Genomic DNA, 25,799 nt, shown 5'->3' on the forward strand with positions numbered 1-25,799 from the left:
AGGGCGGGTTGGGGGGGTCCCGCCGGTCTCATCGTCTCTCCGTGCCGTACCGGTCCCTCAAGGGCGCTCCTCCTTCGTCGTCGCGTCGCTTCGCGATGACCTTCGGCCACCCTTGACCGACCGGCACGTCCCGGAAGGCCGAAGACCCACGGGAACCCCCCAAAAGAACGGTCACAGGTACGCCGATGCGGCCGCCTCGTACACGCTCGCGGCTTCCGTCAGCAAGGATGCGGGCGCATACGACCTGTGGGCCTGCGCCCTCGTTCGCCACGCCTACGTGGACATGTCCGAGCAGCGCTACGGTCAGGCGGCACAGATGCTCGACGCGGCCGAGCGATTGGCTGGACGAGGGAACAGCAGCCTGTCCACCCGCCAGTGGGTCGCGTCGGTCAAGGCGGAGGCCTACGCGGGCCTCGGTGACCTGAGTGCTTGCGAACGTGCACTGGACCGAGCCGAGAAGGTCCGTGGCCTCGCTTCCGACAGCACCAACGGCGGATGGTTGCGATTCGACGGAACACGACTCGCCGAGGAGAGAGGAGCCCGGTACCTGAAGCTCGGTCGCTTGGACTTGGCAGAGGAGACGCTGAACTGCGCGTTGCATCAAGCCGCTCTGCTGTCCGGACAGTCCTACCGTCGCAAGGGCGTCGTGCTCGCGGACCTGGCCGCCATCGGGGCCAGGCGGCGCGATGCTGAACAGCTCATCGCGTACGGATGGCAGGCCATCCATCTGGCACAGGCCTCATCATCCGGCTATATCGCCCGTAGACTCCCGGCGCTGTGCGACGAGTTCGGCCCGATGAGGCACGACCGTCGCGTGGCAGAGCTGGGAGCAGGCATCGCCATGCTGAACACACCGTGAGGAGAGGGGTCGGCATGCCACAGACCGAAGGCGCACGATTGTTCCGGGAGACGTGGATCGCGGGCGTCCACCAGCACTTTCCCGGGGAGCCCAAGCCGGGCTACGTCACGCCGTGGGCCGATACGCCACAGTGGGAACGCGATGCGGCCGGCTCCGTCTACGAACAGGTACGGCAGTTCGTGAAGCTCAGCGGCGGCCACACGTCCCGATTGTCACGCGAGCAGAAGGGCCGGTTCGTCGCGATGTGCTGGACGGCCCAGGTGTACAAGCAGTTCGAGGCCCCGAAGCCCGGGTACGTCGCCGACTGGCCCGAACTGCCCACCTGGCAGCAGGAAACCGATTCGGACATCTTCGAGGCCATCGAGAAGGCCGTTGACTGAGCCGGTTCTCATCACAGGACAGTCGTAGAACGCCGGCCACGAGAACACGTAGCGACCTGACGCGTCTGGTGGCTTCCCAGGCCGTTGTGGTCGTCTTTCGGGTGGTACGGCGTGGTCGTGGTCCCCGGAGAGCCCACGACCTGCCCGTCTGCCCGGTCGGACAGCGCCCGGCGCCTCGCCTCTTCGCTGAGGGGTCGCTCCTGCTCGTCCGTCCTCGTGACCGTTCTTTTTGGGGTTCCCGTCGGTCTTCGGCTTTCCGGGACGTGCCGTTCGGTCAAAGTGGCCGAAGGTCACGGTGAAGTCGAACGCGCCCAGCGGGCTCAGAAGGCTTGCGAGTCGAACCACGGCCCTGCCGAGCACAGTTACGACCGGACGGAGGAACAAATCCCATGAACCACTCCGAGTGGAAGACCCGCCGAAGCAGGAAGCTTCTGGGCGAGACGGTCGAGGAGTCAGCCGCATACATCGAGGCGGGGTACGCCTTCGCTCTTGGCCGGGCCGTGTATGACCGGCGGACGACACTCGGCCTGTCGCAAACCGAGCCGGCGCGGCGTGCGGACATGACCCAACCGCAGATCTCCAACATCGAGGGCGGCGATTCCGTACCGACTTTGGCGCTGCTCACCCGACTGGCCAAGGCCCTGGACGCCGCGTTGACCATCGACCTGGACGGTGACGCGTCAGCCTTCGTCTTTACCGCGCACGATCACGGGCACCCGAAAGAGGCGCCACCGAACGGACGCTCCACGGCGGCGTAGGCAGGCTCCGGCGGCCCCGCCCCGCCGCATCGCTGAGGACCCGCCCCCTATTCCCCCGGCCCCGGACCCGTTGAGCCGCGGACGACCAGTTCCGGCTGGAATACGTACTCCGTGCGTTGGACCGGGGTGCCGGCCACCGCTTCGAGGAGGGCGCCGACGGCGGCCGTCGCCATGGCGCGGACCGGCTGGCGGACCGTCGTCAGCGGCGGGTCGGTGAAGGCGATGAGCGGGGAGTCGTCGAAGCCGACCACCGAGACGTCCTCGGGGACCCGCAGCCCCCGCTCGCGGGCCGCCCGTACGACGCCCAGCGCCATCGGGTCGCTGCCGCACACGATGCCGGTGCAGCCCCGGTCGAGCAGGGCTCCGCCGGCGGCGTGACCGCCTTCCACCGTGAACAGGGTGCGTTGGATCAGCCCCTCCGTCTCGGCCGAGGGGACGGCCGCGAGGAACCCCTGCTCCTTGCGCGCCGACGGCACGTACCGGGTCGGCCCGATGGCCAGGCCGATCCGCCGGTGTCCGAGTTCCTCCAGGTGCCGGACGGCCATGTCCGCGGCGGCCCGGTCGTCCGGGGAGACGAAGGGGGCGCTGATGCCCTCGTTGAACCCGTTGATCAGTACGAAGGGCACGCCGCGCGCCGCCAGCCGCCGGTAGCGCGACGGGTCGGCGTGGGCGTCGGCGTGCAGTCCGGACAGGAACACGATGCCGGTGACGCCGCGCTCCTCCAGCTGCTCCACGAGTTCGTCCTCGGTGGCCCCTCCCGGTGTCTGCGTGCACAGCACGGGCGTGTACCCGTGCCCGGCCAGGGCCTGTTCGATGACCTGGGCGAACGCCGGGAAGATGGGGTTGGTGAGCTCGGGGATGAGCAGCCCGACGAGGCCGTTGCTGCGGCGCTTGAGCCGTACGGGCCGTTCGTAGCCGAGCAGGTCGAGCGCGGCCAGCACCTTGTGGCGGGTGCCGGCGGCCACGCCCGACTTGCCGTTGAGCACACGGCTGACGGTCGCCTCGCTGACCTGGGCCTGCGCGGCGATGTCCGTCAGCCTCAGCGGGGAAGTCACCCCCGCCACCACACGGTGCTGTCGGCGGGCAGTACGCCCCGCGCCACGTCGGCGGTGTCGAGGTCGGTGCTGGCCAGCAGGACCTCGCCCGGAGCCGCGTACGCGACCGCCTCCCCGGTGGTGTTGGCGGTGCACACGAAGCCGCCGCGGCGGAACGCCAGCACCCCGGCGGGCGCGGACAGCCACTCGACGGAGTCGCCCGCGCCGAGGTCGGTGTGCTCGCGCCGGATCCGCAGGGCGGCGCGGTACAGCTCCAGGGTGGACGCCGGGTCGCCGGTCTGCGCCTCGACGCTCAGGCCCGCCCACTCGGCGGGCTGCGGGAGCCAGCTGCCGCCGTCGCCGAAGCCGTACGGGGCCTGTTCGCCGGACCACGGGATCGGGACGCGGCAGCCGTCGCGGAGTCCGTCCTGCCCGTTGGCCTTGAAGAAGGACGGGTCCTGGCGGACCTCGTCGGGGAGGTCGGTGACCTCGGGCAGGCCGAGTTCCTCGCCCTGGTAGACGTACGCCGATCCGGGCAGGGCCAGCATGAGCAGCGCGGCGGCGCGGGCGCGCGCCAGGCTGCCGAAGCGGGTGCGGTGGCGGACGACGTCGTGGTTGGACAGCACCCACGTGGTCGGGGCGCCGACGGGCCGCATCGAGTCGAGGGAGTCGTCGATGGCGCCGCGCAGCGCCTCGGCGTCCCAGCCGGTGCTCAGGTAGTGGAAGTTGAAGGCCTGGTGCAGTTCGTCGGGGCGCAGGTAGAGGGCGGTGCGGTCGGCGCTGGGGGTCCAGGCCTCGGCGACGCCGATGCGGTCGCCGGCGTACTCGTCGAGGACGGTGCGCCAGGAGCGGTAGATCTCGTGGACGCCGTCCTGGTCGAAGAAGGGCAGGACCTGGTTGCCGAGCAGCTTGAGCTGTTCGTCGCGGCCGAGGTCGGGCAGGCCGGGGGCCTTGACGAGGCCGTGGGCGACGTCGATGCGGAAGCCGTCGGCGCCGAGGTCGAGCCAGAACCGCAGGATGGAGCGGAACTCGTCCTGGACGGCGGGGTGTTCCCAGTTGAAGTCGGGCTGTTCGGGGGCGAAGAGGTGCAGGTACCACTCGCCGTCGGCGACGCGGGTCCAGGCGGGTCCGCCGAAGATGGACTCCCAGTCGTTCGGGGGCTCCTCGCCGTCGGCCCCGCGGCCCGGACGGAAGTGGAAGCGCTCGCGCAGCGGGGTCCCGGGCCCTTCCCGCAGCGCCTGCTTGAACCATTCGTGCTGGTCGGAGCAGTGGTTGGGGACCAGGTCGACGATGATGCGCAGGCCCAGGTCGTGGGCTTCGCGTATCACGGCGTCGGCGTCGTGCAGGGTGCCGAACATGGGGTCGATGGCCCGGTAGTCGGCGACGTCGTAGCCGGCGTCGGCCTGCGGGGAGGCGTAGAAGGGGCTCAGCCACACGGCGTCGACGCCGAGCTCCTTGAGGTAGGGCAGTCGGGTGCGGATGCCTTCGAGGTCCCCCATGCCGTCCCCGTTGGAGTCGGCGAAGCTGCGCGGATAGACCTGGTAGATCACCGCTTCTCTCCACCAACCGGGCAGGGTGCCGGTCGGGGCGGGAAGTGCGTCGGCGAGGTGCTGGGTCATGTCGTCCTTGGAGAGATCGGGCCGGGAGCGGTGCGGGCAGGCTCGGGTGGTCAGCCCTTGGTGGCGCCTGCCGTCATCCCGGCGACGAGGTGACGCTGGGCGAAGAGGAAGAAGACGGCCGCGGGGATGGCGATGAGGACGGAGGCCGCGCTCATGGCACCCCAGTTGGAGGTGTACTGGGTGACGAAGGTCTGGAGGCCGCCGGCCAGGGTGAGGTTCTCCTCGCCGACCATGAAGGCGGAGGCGTAGGCGACTTCGCCCCAGGCGGTGATGAAGGCGTAGAAGCCGGTGACGGCGAGGCCGGGCTTGGCGAGCGGGAGGATCAGCCGCCAGAAGGTGCCGAAGGGGTTGAGTCCGTCGACGCGTCCGGATTCGTCGATCTCGACGGGGATGGTGTCGAAGAAGCCCTTCATCATCCACGCGCAGAACGGCACGGCGATGGTGAGGTACGTGATGATCAGGCCGAGCGGCTGGTTGAGCAGCCCGAGGTCGCCCATCAGGTTGTAGAGCGGGACGATGAGGATCGCCATGGGGAACATCTGCGTGACGAGCAGGGTCCACATGAGGGGCTTCATGCCGGGGAACTTGAAGCGGCTGACGGCGTATCCGGTGGTGGCGGCGATGAACACGCCCAGCACGGTGGTGACGCCGGCGACCAGGACGGAGTTCGCGAACCAGCTGAGGAAGTGGGTGTCCTCCAGCAGGTGGCCGTAGTTCGCGAGGGTCGGTTCCTTGACGAAGTCGGTGGTGATGGCGTGCCGCGCGGGCTTCAGCGAGGTCAGCAGGATCCAGAGCACCGGGAAGACGGCGATCACGGACGCGCCGACGAGCGTGGCGTGCAGTGCGAAGGAGGCGAGCGGGGAGCGGCTGCCGCGGGGGCGGACGCGGTCGGTGTCCGCCACAGGCGCCTTGCCGGCGCTCGCGGTGGTCGTGGTGTCGGCGGTCGTGGAAGTGGTCACGGTCACCACACCTCTCCCTGCTTGCGCAGCGAGCGCCGGTAGACCAGCGCGAAGATCATGAGCAGGGCCAGGATGAGGACGCCCCAGGTCGCGGAGCCGGCGAAGTCGCGCGGGCTGGCGACGAAGGCCTCGCGGAAGGCCTGGGTCACGAGGATCTCCGTGGAGTCGCCCGGTCCGCCCCGGGTGAGCAGGAAGATCACCGGGAACATGTTGAAGGTCCAGATGGTGGAGAGCAGGATGACGGTCATGCTCACCGCGCGCAGCCCCGGCAGGGTGATGTGCCGGAAGCGCTGCCAGGGGCTCGCGCCGTCCATCTCGGCGGCCTCGTAGAGCTCTCCGGGGATGGACTGCAGTCCGCCGAGCAGGGCGACCATCATGAAGGGGACGCCGAGCCAGACGTTGACGGCGATGACGGAGAACTTGGCCCAGGTGGGGTCGTCGAGCCACGGGATCGCGGCGATCCCGCCGCCGTCGAGGACCTTGTTGAGGATGCCGTTGTCGCGGTTGAAGAGGAACCGCCAGGCGAAGACGGAGACGAAGCCGGGGACGGCCCAGGGGAGGATGAGCGCCATCCGGTAGGCGGCGCGGCCCCGGAACTGCCGGTTGAGCATGTTGGCCAGGCCGAGGCCGATGGCGAAGGTGATGGACACGCACGCGACGGTCCACACCACCGTCCACACCAGCCGCTGCAGGAACACCGGGTCGCCGAGGACGGCCACGTAGTTGTCGAGGCCGACGAACTCGTACGTGGCCTCGATGTGGCGGACGCCGATGGTCCGGGCGACGTTGCGCTCGTTGGCGTCGGTCAGCGACAGGTAGACGCCGCGGACGAGGGGCCAGCCGATGATCACGCCGAGGACGAGCACGACCGGGGCGATCATGGTCCAGGCGTACCAGTGTGTGGCGAGCGCGCGCTTGAGTCCGCCGCGCCCGCCGCCGGTGCTGTCGCTGTCAGTCCTGCGGCTCCGGCCGCGGGCGGGGCCGGTGGTACCGGCTTCCCCGCCCGCGGCCTTCGCCACCGACTGGCTGGTGTGAGCAGCCATGGTTCGTTACTTCCAGCCCTTGAGGATCTTGCGGAACTCGGCGCCGGCGGCCTTGGCGGCCTCCTCCGGGGTGGAGGTGCCGGTGAGGGCCTTGGTGTATTCGACCTTCAGCGGCTCGAACAGGGAGCCGTTCTCCGGGATCCAGGCGCGCTCGACGGCCTTGTCGATGGCCGGCTTGAAGAACTGGACCATCGCGCTGCTCTTGACGTCCGGCTGGTCGTAGGCGGCGGTCCGGGTCGGCAGCAGGCTCAGTTCCTTGGCGGACTGGACCTGCACCTCCTGGGAGGTGAGGTACTCGACGAAGGCGTGTGCGGCGGCGCGGTTCTTGGAACCGGCGTACACGGCGAGGTCGTGGCCGCCCTGCGGGGCTCCGGCCTTGGCGGAGCCGGCCGGGACCGGGGCGACGCCGAGGTTGGCCTTGTCCTTGTACTGCTCGCCGGCGTAGGTGTCGGCGACGGCCCAGGGGCCGTTGATCATCATGGCGACCTCGCCGGACTTGAAGGCCGTCTGCATGTTGGTCCAGCCGTCGGTGGCGTTGGTGACGGCCGCACCGGAGGCGACGAGGTCGCGGGCGGCCTTGAAGGCCTTGACGCCGGCGGGGTTGTCGACGGTGACCGTCTTGTTCTTGGCGTCGACCAGGTCGCCGCCCTCGCCGTAGATGAACGGGAAGAACCAGTAGGAGTCGTCGCCGCGCAGGTACAGGCCGGTCTTGCCGGTCTTCGCCTTGATGGCGGTGGCGGCCGTCTTCAGCTCCTCCAGCGTGGTGGGGGGCTGGACTCCGGCGTCCGCGAGCATCTTCTTGTTGTAGAAGAGGCCGAGGGTGTCGATGACCTGCGGGACGGCGTACGTCTTGCCCTCGTACTTGCCGCTGGCCGCGGCCTGCGGCAGGAACTCGGCGTCGACCTTCTTGGCCGTCTCGGCGGGAACCTCGTCGAGGTAGCCGAGGGAGGCGAAGTCGGCGACCCAGCCGACGTCCGCACGGATCACGTCAGGGGCTTCGGCGCCGGAGTTGAAGGCGTTCTTGACCTTGTTCTGCGCGTCGCCGTACGGGACGTTGACGTACTTGACGGTGACCTTGGGGTGCTTGGCCGTGAACGCCTCGGCGATCTTCTGGAAGCTCGCCTTCTCGGCCTCGTTCGAGGTGTCCCACCAGGTGACCGTGCCGCTCAGCTCGCCGCCGGTCTTGACGTCCCCACCGTCGTCCTTGGTGTCACCGCCGCAAGCCGTCGCCGCGAGCGCCAGGGCCGCGACCAGCGCGGTGGCCGCTATGCCACGCCGCATATGAACTCCTTCGATGATCCCGGCCGCGTCCCTGCGGTCCCGAGTTGCCGAGAACGTAACAAGACTGAAAGCCGACCGAAAGACCTTGCGGCAATTTTCTGCAAGACGCGGCGATCGTTACATCCGTGTGTCCGGACGGTTGCCGCGGCTTGCTGTTAGTTCGACCCACCTTCGAGTGACCAGGCCCGCAACCATGGGGTGTGTACCCGCGTTGACCCCGATATGACCCACGAGTTGACGGCCTCCGGGCTTGCAAGCGCTTCCAGCAACACGTCCACGAGCGGCGTCTGGTGGCGCGATGCCGTCATCTACCAGGTCTACGTGCGCTCCTTCGCGGACGGCGACGGCGACGGGGTCGGCGACCTGCGCGGGGTCCGCGAGCGGCTCCCGCACCTGGCCCGACTCGGCGTCGACGCGGTGTGGCTGACCCCCTTCTACGTCTCCCCCCAGGCCGACGGCGGATACGACGTCGCCGACTACCGCGCCGTCGACCCCCTCTTCGGGGACCTCTCCGACGCCGACGACCTGGTCCGCGCCGCGCACGCGCTCGGCCTGCGGGTCATCGTCGACGTGGTGCCGAACCACACCTCGGAGCAGCACCCCTGGTTCCGGGAGGCCCTCTCCGCCGGGCCCGGGAGCCCGGCCCGGGAGCGGTACCTCTTCCGCCCGGGGCGCGGGGCGGACGGGGCGCAGCCGCCGAACGACTGGGAGTCCGTCTTCGGCGGTCCCGCCTGGACCCGGGTGCCGGACGGGGACTGGTACCTGCACCTGTTCGCCCCCGAGCAGCCCGACCTGAACTGGGAGCACCCGGAGGTGGCCGCCGAGTTCGCCTCGGTCCTGCGGTTCTGGCTGGACCTCGGGGTGGACGGCTTCCGGATCGACGTGGCCCACGGCATGGTCAAGGCGCCCGGGCTGCCCGACATCGGCCGCGGCGCCCAGGCCACGCTGATCGGCACCGAGCCGCTCCCCTTCTTCGACCAGGACGGGGTCCACGAGATCCACCGCTCCTGGCGGCGGCTCCTGGACTCCTACGGGGGCGAGCGGATCGGCGTCGCCGAGGCGTGGGCGCCGACCTCGGAGCGGCTCGCGCTGTACGTACGGCCCGACGAGCTGCACCAGGCCTTCAATTTCCGTTTCCTGACCTGTCCGTGGGACCCGGCCGCGATGCGGACCGTGATCGACGAGTCCCTGGCCGCGACCGCCTCGGTGGGGGCGCCGACCACGTGGGTGCTGTCCAACCACGACGTCGTCCGGCACGTGACCCGGTACGGGGGCGGGGCGCGGGGGCTGGCCCGGGCGCGGGCGGCGGCGCTGCTGATGTTGGCCCTGCCAGGCTCGGCGTACGTGTACCAGGGGGAGGAGCTGGGGCTGCCGGAGGTCACCGACCTGCCCGACGGGGCGCGACGTGACCCGGCGTTCCGCCGCGGCCGGATCCCGCGACAGGCGGGCCCCGCCGTCGAGGCCGGGGGCGGCGCGGGGGCCGGTGCCGTCGGGGAGGTCGGGGCCGAGGCCGCCGGGCAGGACGGGCTGCGCGACGGGTGCCGGATCCCGCTGCCGTGGTCGGGCGAGGAGCCCCCGTACGGTTTCGGCGGCGGTGGCAGTTGGCTCCCGCAGCCCGCCGACTGGGCCGGCCTGAGCGTGGCCGCCCAGACCGGGGACCCGCACTCCACCCTGGAGCTGTACCGGGCCGCCCTGGAACTGCGCCGGGCGATGCCGGGCCTGGGTGCCCCGGAAGCGGGCCACCCGGCCGCGGACGCCGGGGCCACGGACGCCGGGCTTTCCGGCGCCGCCCCCGGGGCTCGCGAACCCGGCGCTCCCGGACCCGGCGCCGCCCTTCTCCCCGGCATGGAGTGGCTGCCGGCGCCCGAGGGCGTGCTCCTCTTCACCCGGCCCGGCTTCGCCTGCACCCTCAACACCCGGGCGGAACCGGTGGAGCTGCCGTCCCCGGGTCGTCCCGTCCTGTCGAGCGCGCCGGTGCGGACGGACGGGCGCACGGTCCTGCTCCCGGCGGATTCCTGCACGTGGTGGGCAATCTGAACGCGCGCCCGGTACAGTCCAATCCCGTGACCGCACGGCTAGCCGACATCGCAGCCCAGGCGGGGGTCAGCGAAGCCACAGTCAGCCGCGTGCTCAACGGCAAGCCCGGTGTGGCCGCAGGCACCCGTGAGTCCGTGCTGGCCGCCCTCGACGTCCTCGGCTACGAGCGTCCCGTAAGGCTCCGGCAGCGCAGTGCGGGGCTCGTCGGGTTGATAACGCCCGAGCTGGACAACCCGATCTTCCCGGCGCTCGCGCAGGTCATCGGGCAGGCGCTGACCCGGCAGGGGTACACCCCGGTACTGGCCACGCAGACGCCCGGCGGGTCCACCGAGGACGAGCTGACCGAGATGCTGGTCGACCGCGGCGTCTCCGGGATCATCTTCGTCTCGGGGCTGCACGCCGACACCACCGCCGACATGGGCCGGTACGACCAACTCCGCGGCCAGGGCGTCCCGTACGTCCTGATCAACGGGTTCTCCGACAAGGTGCGGGCCCCCTTCGTCTCCCCCGACGACCGGGCCGCCATGCAGCTCGCCGTGACCCACCTCACCGCGCTCGGGCACACCCGGATCGGGTTGGCCGTCGGGCCGAAGCGGTTCGTACCGGTGCTCCGCAAGATCGAGGGCTTCCGGCTGGGGATGAGGGAACGGCTCGGGCTCGACGAGGCCGAGGCGGAGGAGCTGATCCAGCACTCCCTCTACACCCTGGAGGGCGGTCAGGCAGCCGCGGCCGCGCTGATCTCCCGGGGCTGCACCGCCGTGGTGTGCGCGAGCGACATGATGGCGCTGGGCGCGATCCGTGCCGCCCGGCAGCAGGGCCTGCGCGTGCCGCAGGACGTGTCGGTCGTGGGCTTCGACGACTCCCCTCTCATAGCGTTCACCGATCCGCCGCTGACCACGATCCGGCAGCCGGTCCAGGCGATGGGGCAGGCCGCGGTGCGGACCCTGTTGGAGGAGATCGGCGGGACGCCGGCCCCGCACAGCGAGTTCGTCTTCCTTCCGGAGCTGGTGGTCCGCGGATCGACCGCTTCGGGTCCGGGACAGCGACGGGTTCGGGAAGCCCCCGCCCCGTAGTAGTCCGCAGGGCGGACCCCGGGTCCACAAGACCGTCCCGAGGGATGATCGGTGGGGAGATCTCATCTGGCAGACTCTCTCCCCATGGGTGAAGCGAGCGTGAAGACACTGGAAACCCGGACGGACGTCTCGTCACCCCCCGTGGTCGAGTACGAGGCCCCTCCGACATCGGAGCGCCCCCTCCTCACACGGCTGCGGGCACCGCGGCGGCCCCGCATCTGGTTCGAGATCCTGCTGATCGCGGTCAGCTACTGGACGTACTCGCTGATCCGCAACGCCGTGCCCGAGCAGAAGGCCGCCGCGCTGGCGAACGCCGACTGGATCTGGGAAGTGGAGCGGAGCCTCGGCATCGCCGTGGAGCAGAGCGTCAACCACGGCATCAACTCGGTGACGTGGTTGATCGTCGGCATGAACTACTACTACGCCACCCTCCACTTCGTGGTGACGATCGGCGTGCTCGTCTGGATCTACCGCTTTCATCCGGGGCGTTACGCCGCCACCCGCCTGATCCTCTTCGCCACCACGGGCGTCGCCCTGGTCGGCTATTACCTGTACCCGCTCGCGCCGCCCCGGCTGATGAACGGGCAGGACTTCATCGACACGGTGCTCGTGCACCACACCTGGGGTTCCATGGCCTCCGGGAACCTGAAGAACATGTCGAACCAGTACGCGGCGATGCCGTCCATGCACATAGGGTGGTCGCTCTGGTGCGGGCTGACGATCTTCGCGGTCGCCTCTGCCCCCTGGGCCCGGATCCTGGGCCTGCTCTACCCGACGGCGACCCTCGTCGTCATCGTGGCCACCGCGAACCACTTCTGGCTCGACGCGGTCGGCGGGATGATCTGCCTGGCCTTCGGCTACTCCGTCTCGCGGGCCTGGTACGGCGCACTGCCGCACCGGCTGCCGCGCCACCCCGAGCACACCGGACCGCATCCCGCGGCCGCGCTGCTGAACCGCTTCCGCCGGTAGTACCGCAGGTATCCCCGCGGTCCCGTAGTCCCGTAGCCCCGTAAGCCCCCCCGGGCGCCCTGTTCTAGGCGCCGTCCGCGCGGTGGGTGACTCGCCCTCCGGACATCGTGAGCCGGACCGGGGACTGGGCCAACTCGTCGGGAGCCGCCGTCACCGGGTCGAGGCCGAGGGCCGTCAGGTCCGCGCGCAGGCCCACCGCGATCCGGCCGGCCACCCGCTGCTCCCCCGCCGCGAGCGCGGCGTGCGAGGTCATCCCCTCCAGTGCCATCAGCCCCGTCAGGTAGCGGCCGGCGGCTGCCGCGCCGCGCGGGCGCAGCGCCGTCGAGAGGACCTGGCGGGCGTCGTGGTGGGCGATGGGCCAGTCGGAGCCGAGGGCCAGGACCGCGCCCGCGTCCCGCAGGTCCCGGCAGCGCCAGGCCCGGGCCGCCCGCTCGTCGCCGAGCCGCCTGGACCATTCGTCGGTGTGGTCGGCGCGGGTGTACGCGGTGTGCGGGGGCTGCATGGAGGCGATCACGCCGAGTTCGGCGAACCGCTTCAGCTGGTCGTCGGGGACGGTCTCGATGTGTTCGACGCGGTGTCGCATGGCGCCGTGCGCGCCGAGGGAGGCGACCGTGTCCAGGACGTGTCGGACGGCCGCGTCGCCGATGGCGTGGGTGGCGGTGCGGACGCCGGCGGTGTCGAGGATGCGCACGGCGCGGGCGTAGGCGGGGAGGTCGGGCCAGAAGGCGTCGGTGCCCTGGCCGTGGCAGTCGGCGTGCTCCAGCCAGGCGGTGCCGCCCTCGACGGTGCCGTCCATGAAGAACTTGACGCCGCCGACCTGCCAGTGGCGGCCGCCGGTGAGTTGCAGTTCGATCAGTTCGGCCAGCTCCTCGTCGCTCGCGCCCGGCATGCACCAGGGGGCGAGGCGCAGGCGGAGCGGCAGGTCGCCCTCGTACTCGACGGTGGCGAGGAGGGCGGGTACGTCCCCGTCCCCGAGGTCCATGACGTGGGCGCCGGTGAGGCCGGTGGCGGCCATCTCGTCGAGCAGGGTGAGGAGGCGGGCCCGGCGGGCGGCGGCGGTGGGTTTGGGGGCGACGGCGCCGACAAGGGCCATCGCGGCGTGCTCGATGAGGTGTCCGGTGGGGCGTACGGCGCCCGTGGCGTCTGTGGCGCAGACGATCTCGGAGCGCTGGGCGAACGCGCGGGGTCCGGTGATGCCGGCGGCGGCGAGGGCCGGGCCGGTGGCGAGGGCGGAGTGGCCGTCGTAGAGGCGCAGGAAGGCAGGGGCGCCGGCGAGGGCCTCCTCGACGAGGGCGCGGTCGACGGGGCGGCCGCCGAAGGCGTTGTGGTCGAGGCCGTGTCCGAGGACCCAGCCGCCGGGGCCGCGCTCCGCCGTGCGCAGGACGGCGCGCAGTTGGTCGAGGTCGCGGACGGCGGAGAGGTCGGTTCCGGTGGCCATCTCGACGCCCCAGACGGGGTGGCTGTGGGCGTCGGTCAGGCCGGGGGTGAGGGTCGCTCCGGCCAGGTCGATGACCTCGGTGCCGGGTCCGCGCCAGTCCCGTACGTCGCTCTCGTGACCGACGGCGACGATCTGCCCGTCGCGGACGGCTACCGCGCCGGCTTCGGGGCGGGCGGGGTCGAGCGTGCGGACTCGGGCTCCGGTGAGGACGGTGTCGGCAGCGGGCACGGCTCTGCTCCTTCGAGGGGGGTGGTGGGGGCTTCGGGTGCGGCTTCGGGTGCGGCTTCGGTGCCGGGCCCGGTCCCGGTGCCGGCTTCGACCGGGTCCTCGGCGAAGCGGGCGTAGACCTCGGGCCGGCGGGTCCTGAGCCGGCGTGCGAGGCCGAGGCCGGTCAGGAACACCGCGGGGACGACGGCCACGAGGACGGTGTTGACGGTGGTGGAGGCCGCGGTGAACAGGCCGACCTTGGAGACGACGAGGAAGATCGCGACGGCCAGCAGGACGGCCGCGGTGACGGGGGCGACCAGGGTGCGCCAGGGCCCTTCGTCGTGGGCGGTGCGCCGGAAGTAGACCGGTACGGCGATGGCGGCGAGCAGCATCAGGGCCATGAGACCGATCATGCCCGGGGTGTTCACCCAGAGCAGGAGCTGCTGGTACGGGTCGGCCCCGGCGAGGGCGAAGGCGAGCACGATCACCGCGCCGAGGACGGTCTGGGCGGCGCCGGCGAGGTACGGGGAGCCGTGGCGGGGATGGACCCGGCCGAGGGCCGCGGGCAGGACTCCCTCCTCGGAGAGGGCGAGGACGTAGCGGTTGATGGCGTTGTGGAAGGCGAGGAGGGAGGCGATGACGCTGGTCACGATGAAGACGTGCATGAGGTCCGCCGCCCAGGGGCCGACGTAGGTGGTGATGGCGGCGAAGAACAGGCCGCCCGGATCCTCGGCGGCGGCGGTGATCACCTCCTCGGCGCCGAAGGCCTGGATGACGGTCCAGACGATGAAGGCGTAGAAGAGGCCGAGGAAGGCGACGGCGATGTAGGTGGCGCGCGGGATGGTCCGGTCGGGGTCGCGGGCCTCGCGGCGGTAGATGACGGTCGACTCGAAGCCGGTGAAGGCGGCGAACGCGAAGGCCAGGACGGCGGCGGTGCCGGGGACGAGGACCGCGCCGGGGGCGAAGGAGGCGGCGGACAGGCCGTGGGCGCCGCCTTCGGCCAGGACGCCGACGGCGAGGAGGACGAGTATCCCGGTCTCGGCGACGAGCAGGACGCCGAGGAGCTTCGCGCCGAAGTCGATCGAACGGAAGCCGCCGTACCAGATGAGCAGGAGGCCGGCGAGGGAGACCGGTAGCCAGGGGACGTCGATGCCCGCGAGGGCGTGGCCGGTGTCGGCGGTGGTGGTGCCGAGCAGGCCGTAGACGCCGATCTCCATGCCGTTGTAGCCGACGAGGGCGAGCAGGGCGGCGCCGATGCCGACGCGCTTGCCGAGGCCGCGCGCGATGTAGGCGTAGAAGGCGCCGCCGCTCCTGACGTGGCGGCTCATGGCGGTGAACCCGACGGCGAAGACGGTGAGGGTGAGGCCGGCGAGGAGGTACCCGGCGGGGGCGCCGATGCCGCCGAGGAGGATCGCGACGGGCGCGACGCCGGCCATGACGGTGAGGGGGGCCGCGGCGGAGACGACGAAGAAGGAGATGTCGGCGGTGCCGAGGGCGCCGCGGCGCAGGGCGGATCCGGCTGCGGTGGGGGGCGGGCCCGGGGCGGGCGTGGGGGTGGTTCTCGGCGCGGGGTCCGGCGTTTCGGGCATGCGGGGGCACCCTTCTGCGAACGGCAGGCGGCGGAAATCCGAAAACCTAAAGGCTTTCGGTTTGCGGCAATGTAGCCTCCGGTTCTGGCGTACGGGAAGACCTCACGGCGGGAGAAGACCGATGGCACGGCCGCGCACCCCCCTGCTCGACCGGGAGCGGATCGCCACGACCGCCCTGCAACTGGTCGCGGAGCAAGGGGAATTCAGCGTTCCGCAGATCGCCCGGGCGCTCGGGGTGCAGACGGGCTCGCTGTATCACCACGTGGACGGCCGGGCCGGGGTGGTGGAGCTGATCCGGGAACGGGTGTGCGCCTCGATCGCCGGTTCCGCCCTGAACCTGACCCCCTGGGACCGGGCGCTGGAGGAATGGGCGCGGTCCTACCGGGCGGCGTTCGCCGCCTACCCGCGGGCCATCCCGCTGCTGATGACCACGCCGGTACGGGCCCCGGCCGTGCTCGCCCAGTACGAGCGGGCGGTCGCCCTGCTCCTCTCGGCCGGGTTCGGCGAGGAACAGGTGATGCCGCTGCTGACCGGCCTGGAGAACCTGGTCCTGGGCTCCGCGCTGGACCTGGCGGCCCCCGAAGCCATGTGGGAACCCTCGACGCAGACCCCGCTACTGGCCCGGGCGCTCGCCGCCGGGGGGCCGGGGCGGGCCGACGCGGCCTTCGACCTGGGCCTCGAAGCGCTCCTCGCGCACGCCAGGGCCCTGCGGGCGGCGCGGCAGTGAGGGGACGACGGCCGGCGCCGGGCGTGGGGCGTACCGCGTGCCCGAGCCGGGCGGTCCCCCCGGCTCAGGATCCGTAGAAGAGGTCGTCCACGACGGCCCGCGCGCGACGCGTCGTACGGCGGTAGTCGTCCAGCATCTCGCCGACCCTGCCCTCCGGGTAGCCGAGGTAGCGGCCGACGGCCGCCAGCTCACGGGCCTCGGACGGGAAGGTGTCCCCGGCCCGGCCGCGGACCAGCATGACGGCGTTGCGGACCCGGGTGGCGAGCACCCAGGCCTCGTCGAGGATCTGGGCCTCCTCGGTCGGGATCAGTCCGGCGGCGTGGGCGGCCGACAGCGCCCGGCGGGTCCGGGTGGTGCGCAGGCCCGGCTCGGCCCAGGCGTGCCGCATCTGGAGGAGTTGTACCGTCCACTCGACGTCGCTGAGGCCGCCGCGGCCGAGTTTGGTGTGCAGGGTCGGGTCGGCGCCGCGGGGCAGCCGCTCGGTCTCCATCCGCGCCTTGAGTCGACGGATCTCCCGGACGGCCTCCTCGCCGAGGCCCTCCACGGGGTAGCGCAGGGGGTCGATCAGGTCGATGAAACGACTGCCGAGTTCGTCGTCCCCGGCGACCGGTACGGCCCGCAGCAGCGCCTGGCTCTCCCAGGTGAGGGACCAGCGGCGGTAGTAGGCGGCGTACGAGGACAGGGTGCGCACGAGGGGTCCGGAGCGGCCCTCGGGGCGCAGGTCGGCGTCGATGAGCAGCGGCGGGTCGGCGGTGGGCAGCTGGAGGAGCCGTCGCATTTCGGAGATGACGGTCTGGGCGGCCTTGGCGGCTTCCTGTTCGTCGACGCCCTCACGGGGTTCGTGGACGAAGAGGACGTCGGCGTCGGAGCCGTAGCCGAGTTCGTGGCCGCCGAAGCGGCCGACGCCGATGACGGCGAAGCGGGTGGGGAGGGTCTCGCCCCAGTGGTCGCGCACGGCGGCGCGCAGGGCTCCGGCGATGGTGACGGCGGTCAGGTCGGAGACGGCTTCGCCGACCCGGTCGACGAGCGCGCCCTGGTCCGTCTCGGCCGGGCTGTCCTCCGTCCCGTACGAGGCGATGATGTCGGCGGCGGTGGTGCGGAAGAGTTCGCGGCGGCGGACCCCGCGGGCCGCCGCGACGGCCGCCTCGCCGCTCTCGGCGCGGCCGACGGCGGCCAGTACCTCCTGTTCGAGGGCCTCGTGCGTACGTGGCCGGAGGTTCTCGGGGTCCCCGAGGAGGGCGACGGCCTCGGGGGCGCGCATCAGCAGGTCGGGGGCGAGGCGTCCGGCGGACAGGACGCGGGCGAGGTTCTCGGCGGCGGCGCCCTCGTCGCGCAGCAGGCGCAGGTACCAGGGGGTCTTGCCGAGGGCGTCGGAAACCTTGCGGAAGTTGAGGAGTCCGGCGTCCGGGTCGGCGGAGTCCGCGAACCAGCCGAGGAGGACGGGCAGCAGGGTGCGCTGGATGGCGGCCTTGCGGCTGACGCCGGAGGCGAGGGCTTCGAGGTGGCGCAGGGCGCCGACCGGGTCGGCGTACCCGAGGGCTTCGAGGCGCTGGCCGGCGGCGCGCGGGGAGAGCCTGGTCTCGCCCGGGGTGAGCTGGGCGACGGCGTCGAGGAGCGGCCGGTAGAAGAGCTTCTCGTGGAGGCGGCGGACGGCGGTGGCGTGCCGACGCCAGGCCTTGTTGAGCTCGGCGACCGGTTCGGTGCGCAGGCCCATGGAGCGGCCGAGGCGGCGCAGGTCGTTCTCGTCCTCGGGGACGAGGTGGGTGCGGCGCAGCCGGTAGAGCTGGATGCGGTGCTCCATGGAGCGCAGGAACCGGTAGGCGTCGCCCAGCTGGGCGGCGTCGGTCCGGCCGACGTAGCCTCCGGCGGCCAGGGCGTGGAGGGCGTCGAGGGTGGTGCCGGAGTGCAGGGTGGCGTCACCGCGGCCGTGGACGAGCTGGAGCAGCTGGACGGCGAACTCGACGTCGCGCAGACCACCGGGGCCGAGTTTCAGCTCGCGGTCCACCTGGGCGGCGGGAATGTTGTCGACGACGCGGCGGCGCATCTTCTGGACGTCGGCGACGAAGTTCTCGCGTTCGGCGGCCTGCCAGACGAGGGGGGTTATGGCCGCGATGTACTGGACGCCGAGGCCGGGGTCGCCGGCGACCGCGCGGGCCTTGAGGAGGGCCTGGAACTCCCAGGTCTTGGCCCAGCGCTGGTAGTAGGCGAGGTGGGAGGCGAGGGTCCGGACGAGGGGGCCGTTGCGGCCTTCGGGGCGCAGGTTCGCGTCGACGGGCCAGATGGTGCCCTCGACGGTGGTCTCGGAGCAGATCCGCATGAGGTGGGAGGCCAGCCGGGTCGCGGACTGCATGGCCTGGCCCTCGTCGGCGCCGGGGGCGGCGTCACCGACGAAGATCACGTCGACGTCGGAGACGTAGTTGAGCTCGTTGCCGCCGCACTTGCCCATGGCGATGACGGCGAGCCGGCAGCGGGCGGCGTCCTCGGGGGCGGCGGCGGTCGCGATGCGCAGGGCGGCGCGGAGGGTGGCGGTGGCGAGGTCGGCGAGTTCGGCGGCGGTCTGGGCGACGTCGGTGGTGCCGCAGACGTCGCGGGCGGCGATGGAGAGCAGGCAGCGGCGGTAGGCGACGCGCAGGGCGACGGGGTCGTGCGCGTCGGCGAGCCCCTGCTCGAACTCGGGCAGGCCCGGGTGCAGGTCGGCGGCCTCGTAGGTGATGAGGGCGAGCCAGTCGCGGGGGTGGCGGGCGAGGTGGTCGGCGAGCGCCTCCGAGGCGCCGAGCACGCCGAGGAGCCGGTCGCGCAGGGGTTTGGCACTGACGAGGGTGTCGAGGAGCCCGGGCAGCTGGTCCGGCGGCTGCGCCTCGGCGAGGCGTACGAGACCGCGCAGGGCGAGGTCCGGGTCGGCGGTCGCGCCGAGGGCGTCGAGGAGCACCGGGTCGGTGCGTACGGAGGCCAGCACGTCGGCGTCGAGGAGCCGGGCGGCGGCGGAGGGGTCGGTGAAGCCGCTGCGCAGCAGCCTGATGAAGGTGCTGCTCCTGCGTCCCGGGACTGTCATCCCGCCGCCTCCCGCGTGCGTCGCGGCCGGTGGCCCGGCCAGGTCTGTGGTGAGCCTAGCCGGAGCGGCGTTCGATTCACCGGCGCGCCGTGGCGCACATCATGAGGCGGATTATCAGATTTTCTGAATACTTGTAGATCTATGCGCCAAGGGGCCCGGTCCCCGGCTGACCGGTCACGAGGAGCCCCATGCCCGAAGGACGCCCCCTCCTCGATCCCCCCTGCCCCGCCGCCCCCACGGCCCCCGCCGGTCCCACCGACGGCGCACCGACCGCCCTCGCCGGGGCGGACGCCCGCGCGGTACCGGCCGCCCGCGGCGGGACGAGGCCGGCGCGTGCGGTGGCCGCGGCTTCCGGAACGCGGCCCGGTCCCGAGCCGTCCCCGAGCGCCCGTCCGCCCGTGATCAAGCCGCGGACGGCGCCGGACACCTGCGCGTGGCTCCCCCGGGACGTACCGGCGCCGGACACGACCGAACCGGACACGACCGAGCCCGACGGGACCGAGCCCGACGCAGCCGAGCCCGACGCGACCGACGAGCACGCCCCGAAGGGCCACCTCCCGCACGGGCACGATCACGGGCACGGGCACGCCCACTCCCTCGCCCACCACCGCCGGCTCGCCCGGATCGTCAAGGTGGTCGCGTTCTGCGCCGCCACCGTCGCCGGCAGCATGCTCGTCCTGCGCGGCAACGAGGCCCTCGCCGGTCTCGGCACGCCGACCACCGCCGACTCCCGGGCCACCACCGCCACCGCCGCGGGGCTTCCGGACCCGGGCCGGGTGCTCCAGGTCGTCGCGCACCCGGACGACGACCTGTACTTCATGAACCCGGACCTGCGGTACTCCATAGCCGCCGGCCACCCCGTGACCTCCGTCTACCTGACCTCCGGCGAGGCCGACGGCGTCAACGCGGGCTCCGCCAAGGGCGCCTCCACCCGCGCCGACAAGCCGGGCTACGCCGAGGCCCGCCAGAACGGCATCCGCGCCGCCTACGCCAAGATGGCCACGGGCGACCGCAGCAGCGCCTGGAAGCGGACCGTCGTGCCGACCGCCGGTGGCGCCCACGCCGAACTCGACGTCCTCGTCGCAAAGCCCGAGGTCAACCTCGTGTGGCTGCAACTGCGCGAGGCGGGGCACGTCTACCAGGACGTCCCCGACAGCCTGCACGGCCTGTGGGACGGCAAGGTCCCGCACCTGGAGTCGATGCTGGCGTCCGGGACCCCCGTCAAGCAGCCGTTCACGTACACGAAGGACCAGGTCGTACGGACCCTCGTGAGCATCCTCGACCGGTACCGGCCGACCACCATCCGCACCCAGGACCCCACGCCCGGCCGGACCCCGGACACCAAGCGGTACACCGACCACCAGGACCACTTCTACGGCGCCCGGTTCGTGCAGCTGGCGAGCGAGACCTACGCGCGGGAGGTCAAGGACCGGCCGCACTTCGCGACGCAGAACTACGTCGGCTACTTCAACAGCTCGCTACCGAGCTCCCTCGACCCTGCCGAGGCCCGCGAGAAGCTGGACATCCTGGACACGTACGCCTGGCTGGACCGGAAGAACCACTGCGGCAGCGAGGCCGGCTGCGGAGACCTCAAGGTCGCCGACCGTCCTGCGGGCAACCGGTGGACCGAGTCCATCAACTACGCCCGCGGCAGCGGCACTTCCTGGCTGACCTCCGACGCGCAGCAGGGCCTGTGGGCATTCAAGGTGCTCGACGGGCAGGTCGCGCTCTGGCACCGGACCGGGCTCATAGGCCGCTGGAGCGGGCCACTGCTTCTGCCCGGGACCGGTATGGACCAGGGCATATCGACCGTCACGTTGAAGGACGGCCGGATCGCCGCCTTCGGCACCCGCACCTCCTTCGGGGAGGCGCCTTCCGACTACCGGCGCGAGGTCGTCCTCGCGGTGCAACGGGCTCCCGGCTCGGAGGAGTTCGAGGACTGGGAGTCACTGGGCACCCCGGACGGCGCGGACGATGAGTGGACGTCCGACATCAGCGCGCCGGCCGTCTCGGTCGACGGCGCCGGGCGGATGGCGGTGTACGTGCGCGACGGCGCGTCCACCCTGCGCGGCCGGACCCAGGACGCGGACGGCGCATGGGGGCCGTGGGAGCGGCACGGCGGCGCCGACCTGCACGGCACTCCCGTCACCGCGACGGACGGTTCCGGGCGACTGATGGTGTTCGCCGCGACCACCCGGTCGGTGACGGGCTGGGCGCAGCCGGAGCCGGGCGCGGCCCTGGGCCCGGCCACGGCCACCGGCCTGCCGGAGACGACGGTGCCGCTGACGGCCGTGGGCCGCGAGGGCGGGGTGCGGCTGTGGTTCCGCAAGCCGGGCTCGGGCAACGTCCGTACCGCCCTGATGACCGCGGACGACGGGCCGAAGGTGACCGGCCTCACCGACCTGGGCGGGCTCCAGGGCTTCGGTTCGGTGACGGCCAGCGGACACCTCCTCGCCGGCCGTTCGTCGGGCGGGCAGTTGGGCTCGGACCTCGGTCCGGGGCACCTGTGGCAGCGCTCGCCGCTGATGTTCGTCGGCGCGCCGTCCAGCACGATGACGGGCAGGAACCTGGTCAGCCTGGCGGTGGTCGGACTCGACGCGCGGCTGTACGTCACGTCCTCGGCGAACGACTCGGGCGACGGGGGCGCGGTGGAAGGCGCGGACGTCGTGAGCGGTGCCGACGGAGCCGGCGGCGCGGGCGGCACCGGTGGTTCCGGGAACCCCGGCGGTGCGAACGCGTACCTGGCGCCGTGGATGCCGGTGGGCCCGAGCAACACCGGACCGTAGGAATCGCCCGAAGCTCGCATTCGCCCCTGATCACACCGAACGCCCCCTCCCGGGGCGTTCTTTGTTTTTCCGACACGGTCAACTCCGTCCACGATCCGGTCACATGCACAACCAGGAGCCCCAACAGGCACAATCGCACCCGGTCGTTTTCGGAAAGCAGACGTCATCGGCGAAATCGGTGAACCAAGTCCCCCGATTTGGCCTCTCAGTGACCGAACAGCGGTTCTTCCCGCCCCGGAACGACCTCAAGGCGTTGACCGATGCCCGTTTCCCGCCGCCGCTTCCTCCTCGCGGCCGTGTTGCCCATGCTCACCGTGGGCGCCACCGGTGTGCTCGCCGTCGCCTCGGGCCAACAGACCTCGGCCGAGGCGACCGACGCGCGGGACGCGCTCCCCGTCCTCCCCGCGAGCACCACGGCCGGAACGGTGGTGCAGATCGTCGCCCACCCCGACGACGACCTGTTCTTCATGAACCCCGACCTCAGCCGGTCCCTCACGGCCGGGACCAGGGTCACCACCGCCTACCTCACCTCGGGCGAGGCCGACGGCCGCAACGAGGCCCGCGGCGGCGAGGCCAAGGACCCGGAGCAGCCGGCCGACCGCACCCACTACGCGGAGGCCAGGCAGAACGGCATCCGCTCCGCCTACGCCCAGATGGCCACCGGCGACCGCACCAGCGCGTGGAAGCGCACGGTCGTACCGACGGCGGGCGGCGGGCAGGCCGAGCTCGACGTCCTCGTCGCCCGGCCCGAGATCCACCTCGTGTGGCTCCAACTGCGCGAGGCGCGCAGCCCGGCCGGGAAGAACCCGGACAGCCTGCGCGGCCTGTGGAACGGGGACATACCCGCGCTCGAAGCCCAACTGGCCTCGGGCACCCCCGTCAAGCAGCCGTTCACGTACACCAAGGACCAGGCGATACAAGCGATAGCCGGGGTCCTGGAGCAGTACCGGCCGACGACGATACGGATGCAGGACCCGACGCCCGGCCGGTACGAACACACCGGCAAGTACACCGACCACCAGGACCACATGTACGGCGCCCGCTTCGTGCAGGCCGCCACCGCGGCGTACGCGGAGCGGGTCACGGACCGCCCCCGCTTCTCCGTGCAGAGCTACCTCGGCTACCACAACGGCGCCCTGCCCCACTCGCTGGACCCGCAGACGGCCGAGACGAAGACCGGCTACCTGCGGACCTACGCATGGCAGGACCGCACGGACCACTGCGGCAGCCCGTCGGGATGCGGCGACCGCAAGGTGGCGGGCAGCCCCACCGGCCGCAACTGGGCCCAGTCACTGCGCTACGCCCGCGCCGACACCACCTCCTGGCTGACCGAGGGCACTCCCGGCCGGCTCTGGGCCTTCACCGCGCTGGACGGCCGGATGGCCGTCTGGAACCGCGACCGTGCCGGCGCCTGGACGGGCCCCGCCCTGCTCCCCGGAACCGGCATCGACCCGGGCGCCACCACGGCCCGCCTGCCCGACGGCCGCATCGCGGTCCTCGCCACGCGCACCACGCTGGGGCCCGGGCCCGCCGACTACCGGCGCGAGGTCGTCCTCGCCGTCCAGACCGTCCCCGACGGACCGTTCGCGGCGTGGCAGTCGCTCGGCACCCCCGAGACGGGCGACGAGGCCGGCACCTCGGCGATCAGCGCCCCGGCCGCCGCCGTCGACCCGGCGGGCCGGCTCACCGTCTACCTCCGCGACACCCGCCGCACCCTGCGCGCGAGCACCCAGCAGCCCTCGGGCGGCTTCACCGACTGGCAGCGCCTGGGCGGCGAGGACCTGCAGAGCGACCCGGTGGCCGTGGTGGACGCGGCCGGACGCCGGCACGTCTACGCCAGCACCGCCAGGTCCGTCCTCGCCTGGACCCAGCCCACCGCCGGCGGCCCGCTCGCCGGCCCCTTCCCCACCGGGCTCCCCGCCACCACGGTCCCCCTCACGGCGACCCCGGACGGCGCGGGCGTCCGCCTCTGGTTCCGACGCCCCGACTCGGGCGTCGTCCGCAGCGCGCTGGTCACCGCGGGCACCGCCGCCCCGCAGGTGTCCGCCCTCACGGAGGCCGGTGGCCGGGCCGGTTACGGAGCGGTCGGCGTGGCGGGCCGCCTCGTCACGGGCCGCGCCGACACCGGCACCATCGCCGCCGCCCCGCTGGGCGGGCCGCCCGCCTGGACCGAGTCCCGCATGCTCTACGCGGGCGCCCCCGCGGCCGTCCAGGAGGCCGGCGGCGGCGTCACGACGGCGGTCCTCGGCCTCGACGCCCTGATCCACACGGCCACCGCCGGCCCCACCCCCATCTGGCGCCCGGCGGTCGCACCGCCGTTGCCGAACGCCTGACGCACCGATGGAGTTCGACGGCAGGCCCTCAGGACGCGCCGTCCGGCGGACCCACCGTCTCGACGGTGCCGCTCCGGCGTGCGCGTTCGGCCGCCAGGACCGTCAGGTGGCTGGTGAGGGACTCCCTCGGCCCGGACTTCACGAGGGCGGGGTCGCCCGCGGCCACGGAGGCGACGAAGGCGGCCATCAGCGCGGCGTCACCGCCGCCGTGCCCGCCGCCCGCGTCCGCCGTCCCCTCGACACCGACCTCGACGCTCTCCTCGCGGCGGGTCAGGAAGTCGTACACCCGCACCCGCCGGCCGTCGCCCCGCAGTTCGGCGCGGGTCCCGAAGACGCGGGTTCGGCGGTCGGCCTGTTCGGTGAACGCGGTCATGGTGAAGGTGGCCGTGGCCCCGGAGCCGAACTCCATGGCCACCACCTGATGGTCGACCACGTCGTTGTCGCAGGCGTACACGCACCGGCCGTACGGCCCCTCGCGCAGCGCCGTCTCCAGGGCCTGCGGGGTGAACTCGTCGACCACCACGCTCAGCGGCCATCCGTGCCTGCCCGCGGCGAGCCGGTCTCCGTAGTCCCGCGGGGCGGAATAGGCGCACGTGGCCTCCACCGAACAGTCCAGGCAGCGGTCGGCGGCGCCCGCGGGCCTGTTCCCGGCGTGGAAGTGGGAGAGCCGGCCGAAGCTGGAAACGCGTACCGGCGGCTGCCCGAGCACGTACTGCAACCAGTCCAGATCGTGGCAGGACTTCGCCATGATCATGGACGTCGCCTCGTCCTCCCGGCGCCAGTTGCCCCGGACGAACGAGTGCGCCTGGTGCCAGAACCCGACCGGTTCGAGGTGCTGCACGCTGACGACCTCCCCGAGTCGGCCGGAGTCGACCACGCGCTTCAGGGCCTGCGTGTAGGGGGTGTAGCGCAGGACGTGTCCGACCGCGAGGATCACCCCGGACTCCTCCACGGCGGCGACGATGCGCCGGCAGTCGGCCTCCGTCAGCGCCATCGGCTTCTCCAGCAGGATGTGGTAGCCGAGCGCGGCGAACGCGATCACGGGCTCCAGGTGGTCGCGGTCCAGCGTGCAGACGAGCACCGCGTCCGCGATCCGCCCACGGGCGGCCAGTACCCGCCAGTCGTCGACCGCCGCGTCCGGCTCCAGCCCGTGCGCGGCGACGAGCCGCTCCCGCCGGACCTCGCGGGGCTCGGCAACCGCCACGACCCGGGCCCGCCCGGGATGCGCCAACGCCCAGGCCGCGTATCCCGTTCCCCGCTCCCCGGCACCGACCACGGCAAGAGTGATCATCGAAGCACCTTTCCCGCTCCCGTCCCACCGCCCGCACGGACGACGCCCGCACCCGGGAAGCCGACGCCGGACCCTCCGGTACGAACACCGGGGGGCACCGACTCCCCTTCCCATTGCGGCACTCCCACCGCCGCGCAGTCAACTCCCCGCGCGGACCGGCCCCTCGCGGAACGGGCGACACTGCGGCATGCCTGCCCCGGGGGTCACACCGGGCCCCACATCACACTCCGCCCGGGGCCGACGGTCCTCGGACAGCTCGGGGGATCTGCTCGTTCGGCGGCGGGGTCGCACGTGGCTCCGCTTCAATGTCCGCCATGGAACTCCGAGAGAAACGCCCGTGGGCAGCCGGCAACCACGGCGCCGG

The 25,799-nt window shown here is 72.4% G+C and carries 17 protein-coding genes and 1 pseudogene; 9 read left to right on the plus strand and 9 right to left on the minus strand.

Annotated elements, in window-relative coordinates:
- Positions 1 to 166: 166 nt before the first annotated feature.
- The 3 genes and pseudogenes from NOD94_RS15630 to NOD94_RS15640 form a co-directional block, all read left to right on the plus strand.
- Positions 167 to 859: pseudogene (locus NOD94_RS15630) on the plus strand (transcriptional regulator); the annotation flags it as partial.
- A 14-nt stretch (positions 860 to 873) separates the two neighbouring features.
- Complete coding sequence (locus NOD94_RS15635) at positions 874 to 1,239, plus strand: hypothetical protein (protein WP_281206527.1); 366 nt, start codon at positions 874 to 876, stop codon at positions 1,237 to 1,239.
- A 389-nt stretch (positions 1,240 to 1,628) separates the two neighbouring features.
- Entirely contained in the window at positions 1,629 to 1,997 is a 369-nt protein-coding gene (locus NOD94_RS15640; RefSeq protein ID WP_281206528.1) for a helix-turn-helix domain-containing protein, read from the plus strand.
- 47 nt (positions 1,998 to 2,044) lie between these two features.
- On the opposite strand, the gene NOD94_RS15645 is transcribed toward NOD94_RS15640, so the two are convergent.
- From NOD94_RS15645 to NOD94_RS15665, 5 genes are read right to left on the minus strand one after another with little or no spacing between them, the layout of a single operon-like run.
- A complete protein-coding gene (locus NOD94_RS15645; RefSeq protein WP_281206529.1) occupies positions 2,045 to 3,061 on the minus strand; it encodes a LacI family DNA-binding transcriptional regulator in 1,017 nt (338 codons plus the stop codon).
- A complete protein-coding gene (locus tag NOD94_RS15650; protein ID WP_281206530.1) occupies positions 3,049 to 4,650 on the minus strand; it encodes a glycoside hydrolase family 13 protein in 1,602 nt (533 codons plus the stop codon). Before NOD94_RS15650 ends, NOD94_RS15645 begins: the two co-directional genes overlap by 13 nt.
- A 50-nt stretch (positions 4,651 to 4,700) precedes the next feature.
- Positions 4,701 to 5,552, minus strand: coding sequence for a carbohydrate ABC transporter permease (locus NOD94_RS15655; RefSeq protein ID WP_281206556.1), 852 nt, complete (start codon positions 5,550 to 5,552; stop codon positions 4,701 to 4,703).
- A gap of 59 nt (positions 5,553 to 5,611) precedes the next feature.
- Positions 5,612 to 6,652, minus strand: coding sequence for a sugar ABC transporter permease (locus NOD94_RS15660; RefSeq protein ID WP_281206531.1), 1,041 nt, complete (start codon positions 6,650 to 6,652; stop codon positions 5,612 to 5,614).
- Between the two features lie 6 nt (positions 6,653 to 6,658).
- A complete protein-coding gene (locus NOD94_RS15665; RefSeq protein WP_281206532.1) occupies positions 6,659 to 7,933 on the minus strand; it encodes an extracellular solute-binding protein in 1,275 nt (424 codons plus the stop codon).
- A gap of 222 nt (positions 7,934 to 8,155) precedes the next feature.
- On the opposite strand from NOD94_RS15665, the gene NOD94_RS15670 reads away from it, so the two are divergent.
- The 3 genes from NOD94_RS15670 to NOD94_RS15680 all read left to right on the plus strand — a co-directional run bounded on the left by NOD94_RS15670 (position 8,156) and on the right by NOD94_RS15680 (position 12,012).
- Complete coding sequence (locus tag NOD94_RS15670) at positions 8,156 to 9,970, plus strand: alpha-amylase family glycosyl hydrolase (RefSeq protein ID WP_281206533.1); 1,815 nt, start codon at positions 8,156 to 8,158, stop codon at positions 9,968 to 9,970.
- Positions 9,971 to 9,996: 26 nt separating this feature from the next.
- Positions 9,997 to 11,043, plus strand: coding sequence for a LacI family DNA-binding transcriptional regulator (locus tag NOD94_RS15675; RefSeq protein WP_281206534.1), 1,047 nt, complete (start codon positions 9,997 to 9,999; stop codon positions 11,041 to 11,043).
- Between the two features lie 84 nt (positions 11,044 to 11,127).
- Entirely contained in the window at positions 11,128 to 12,012 is an 885-nt protein-coding gene (locus NOD94_RS15680; RefSeq protein ID WP_281206535.1) for a phosphatase PAP2 family protein, read from the plus strand.
- A gap of 64 nt (positions 12,013 to 12,076) precedes the next feature.
- Here NOD94_RS15680 and NOD94_RS15685 read toward each other — a convergent pair whose 3' ends face one another.
- Both NOD94_RS15685 and NOD94_RS15690 read right to left on the minus strand, forming a co-directional pair.
- Positions 12,077 to 13,678 (minus strand): amidohydrolase, encoded by a 1,602-nt coding sequence (locus tag NOD94_RS15685; protein WP_281206536.1) that lies wholly within the window; start codon positions 13,676 to 13,678, stop codon positions 12,077 to 12,079.
- Entirely contained in the window at positions 13,600 to 15,246 is a 1,647-nt protein-coding gene (locus NOD94_RS15690; protein WP_281206537.1) for an APC family permease, read from the minus strand. Before NOD94_RS15690 ends, NOD94_RS15685 begins: the two co-directional genes overlap by 79 nt.
- 121 nt (positions 15,247 to 15,367) lie before the next feature.
- On the opposite strand from NOD94_RS15690, the gene NOD94_RS15695 reads away from it, so the two are divergent.
- On the plus strand, positions 15,368 to 15,973 hold the full coding sequence (locus tag NOD94_RS15695; RefSeq protein ID WP_281206538.1) for a TetR/AcrR family transcriptional regulator C-terminal domain-containing protein: 606 nt from the start codon (positions 15,368 to 15,370) through the stop codon (positions 15,971 to 15,973).
- Positions 15,974 to 16,037: 64 nt separating this feature from the next.
- On the opposite strand, the gene NOD94_RS15700 is transcribed toward NOD94_RS15695, so the two are convergent.
- On the minus strand, positions 16,038 to 19,025 hold the full coding sequence (locus NOD94_RS15700; protein WP_281206539.1) for a bifunctional [glutamine synthetase] adenylyltransferase/[glutamine synthetase]-adenylyl-L-tyrosine phosphorylase: 2,988 nt from the start codon (positions 19,023 to 19,025) through the stop codon (positions 16,038 to 16,040).
- 188 nt (positions 19,026 to 19,213) lie between these two features.
- Here NOD94_RS15700 and NOD94_RS15705 point away from each other — a divergent pair, with 188 nt between their 5' ends.
- Positions 19,214 to 21,811, plus strand: a complete 2,598-nt coding sequence (locus NOD94_RS15705) for a PIG-L family deacetylase (protein WP_281206540.1) — start codon at positions 19,214 to 19,216, stop codon at positions 21,809 to 21,811.
- Positions 21,812 to 22,071: 260 nt separating this feature from the next.
- Entirely contained in the window at positions 22,072 to 24,144 is a 2,073-nt protein-coding gene (locus NOD94_RS15710) for a PIG-L family deacetylase (RefSeq protein WP_281206541.1), read from the plus strand.
- 28 nt (positions 24,145 to 24,172) lie between these two features.
- On the opposite strand, the gene NOD94_RS15715 is transcribed toward NOD94_RS15710, so the two are convergent.
- Positions 24,173 to 25,435 carry a Gfo/Idh/MocA family oxidoreductase gene (locus NOD94_RS15715; RefSeq protein WP_281206542.1) on the minus strand — a complete coding sequence of 421 codons (1,263 nt, stop codon included), beginning with the start codon at positions 25,433 to 25,435 and terminating at the stop codon, positions 24,173 to 24,175.
- Positions 25,436 to 25,799: the final 364 nt, after the last annotated feature.

It is taken from the genome of Streptomyces sp. Isolate_45, from assembly GCF_024721315.2.
Taxonomy (GTDB): domain Bacteria; phylum Actinomycetota; class Actinomycetes; order Streptomycetales; family Streptomycetaceae; genus Streptomyces.

Excerpts from the sequence above, each read along its gene's own strand:
- NOD94_RS15700 (WP_281206539.1), bottom strand. The coding sequence starts at position 19,025 with ATGACAGTCCCGGGACGCAGGAGCAGCACCTTCATCAGGCTGCTGCGC.
- NOD94_RS15695 (WP_281206538.1), top strand. The coding sequence starts at position 15,368 with ATGGCACGGCCGCGCACCCCCCTGCTCGACCGGGAGCGGATCGCCACG.
- NOD94_RS15710 (WP_281206541.1), top strand. The coding sequence starts at position 22,072 with ATGCCCGTTTCCCGCCGCCGCTTCCTCCTCGCGGCCGTGTTGCCCATG.
- NOD94_RS15670 (WP_281206533.1), top strand. The coding sequence starts at position 8,156 with ATGACCCACGAGTTGACGGCCTCCGGGCTTGCAAGCGCTTCCAGCAAC.
- NOD94_RS15635 (WP_281206527.1), top strand. The coding sequence starts at position 874 with ATGCCACAGACCGAAGGCGCACGATTGTTCCGGGAGACGTGGATCGCG.
- NOD94_RS15640 (WP_281206528.1), top strand. The coding sequence starts at position 1,629 with ATGAACCACTCCGAGTGGAAGACCCGCCGAAGCAGGAAGCTTCTGGGC.
- NOD94_RS15680 (WP_281206535.1), top strand. The coding sequence starts at position 11,128 with ATGGGTGAAGCGAGCGTGAAGACACTGGAAACCCGGACGGACGTCTCG.
- NOD94_RS15660 (WP_281206531.1), bottom strand. The coding sequence starts at position 6,652 with ATGGCTGCTCACACCAGCCAGTCGGTGGCGAAGGCCGCGGGCGGGGAA.
- NOD94_RS15690 (WP_281206537.1), bottom strand. The coding sequence starts at position 15,246 with ATGCCCGAAACGCCGGACCCCGCGCCGAGAACCACCCCCACGCCCGCC.
- NOD94_RS15715 (WP_281206542.1), bottom strand. The coding sequence starts at position 25,435 with ATGATCACTCTTGCCGTGGTCGGTGCCGGGGAGCGGGGAACGGGATAC.
- NOD94_RS15650 (WP_281206530.1), bottom strand. The coding sequence starts at position 4,650 with ATGACCCAGCACCTCGCCGACGCACTTCCCGCCCCGACCGGCACCCTG.
- NOD94_RS15705 (WP_281206540.1), top strand. The coding sequence starts at position 19,214 with ATGCCCGAAGGACGCCCCCTCCTCGATCCCCCCTGCCCCGCCGCCCCC.
- NOD94_RS15665 (WP_281206532.1), bottom strand. The coding sequence starts at position 7,933 with ATGCGGCGTGGCATAGCGGCCACCGCGCTGGTCGCGGCCCTGGCGCTC.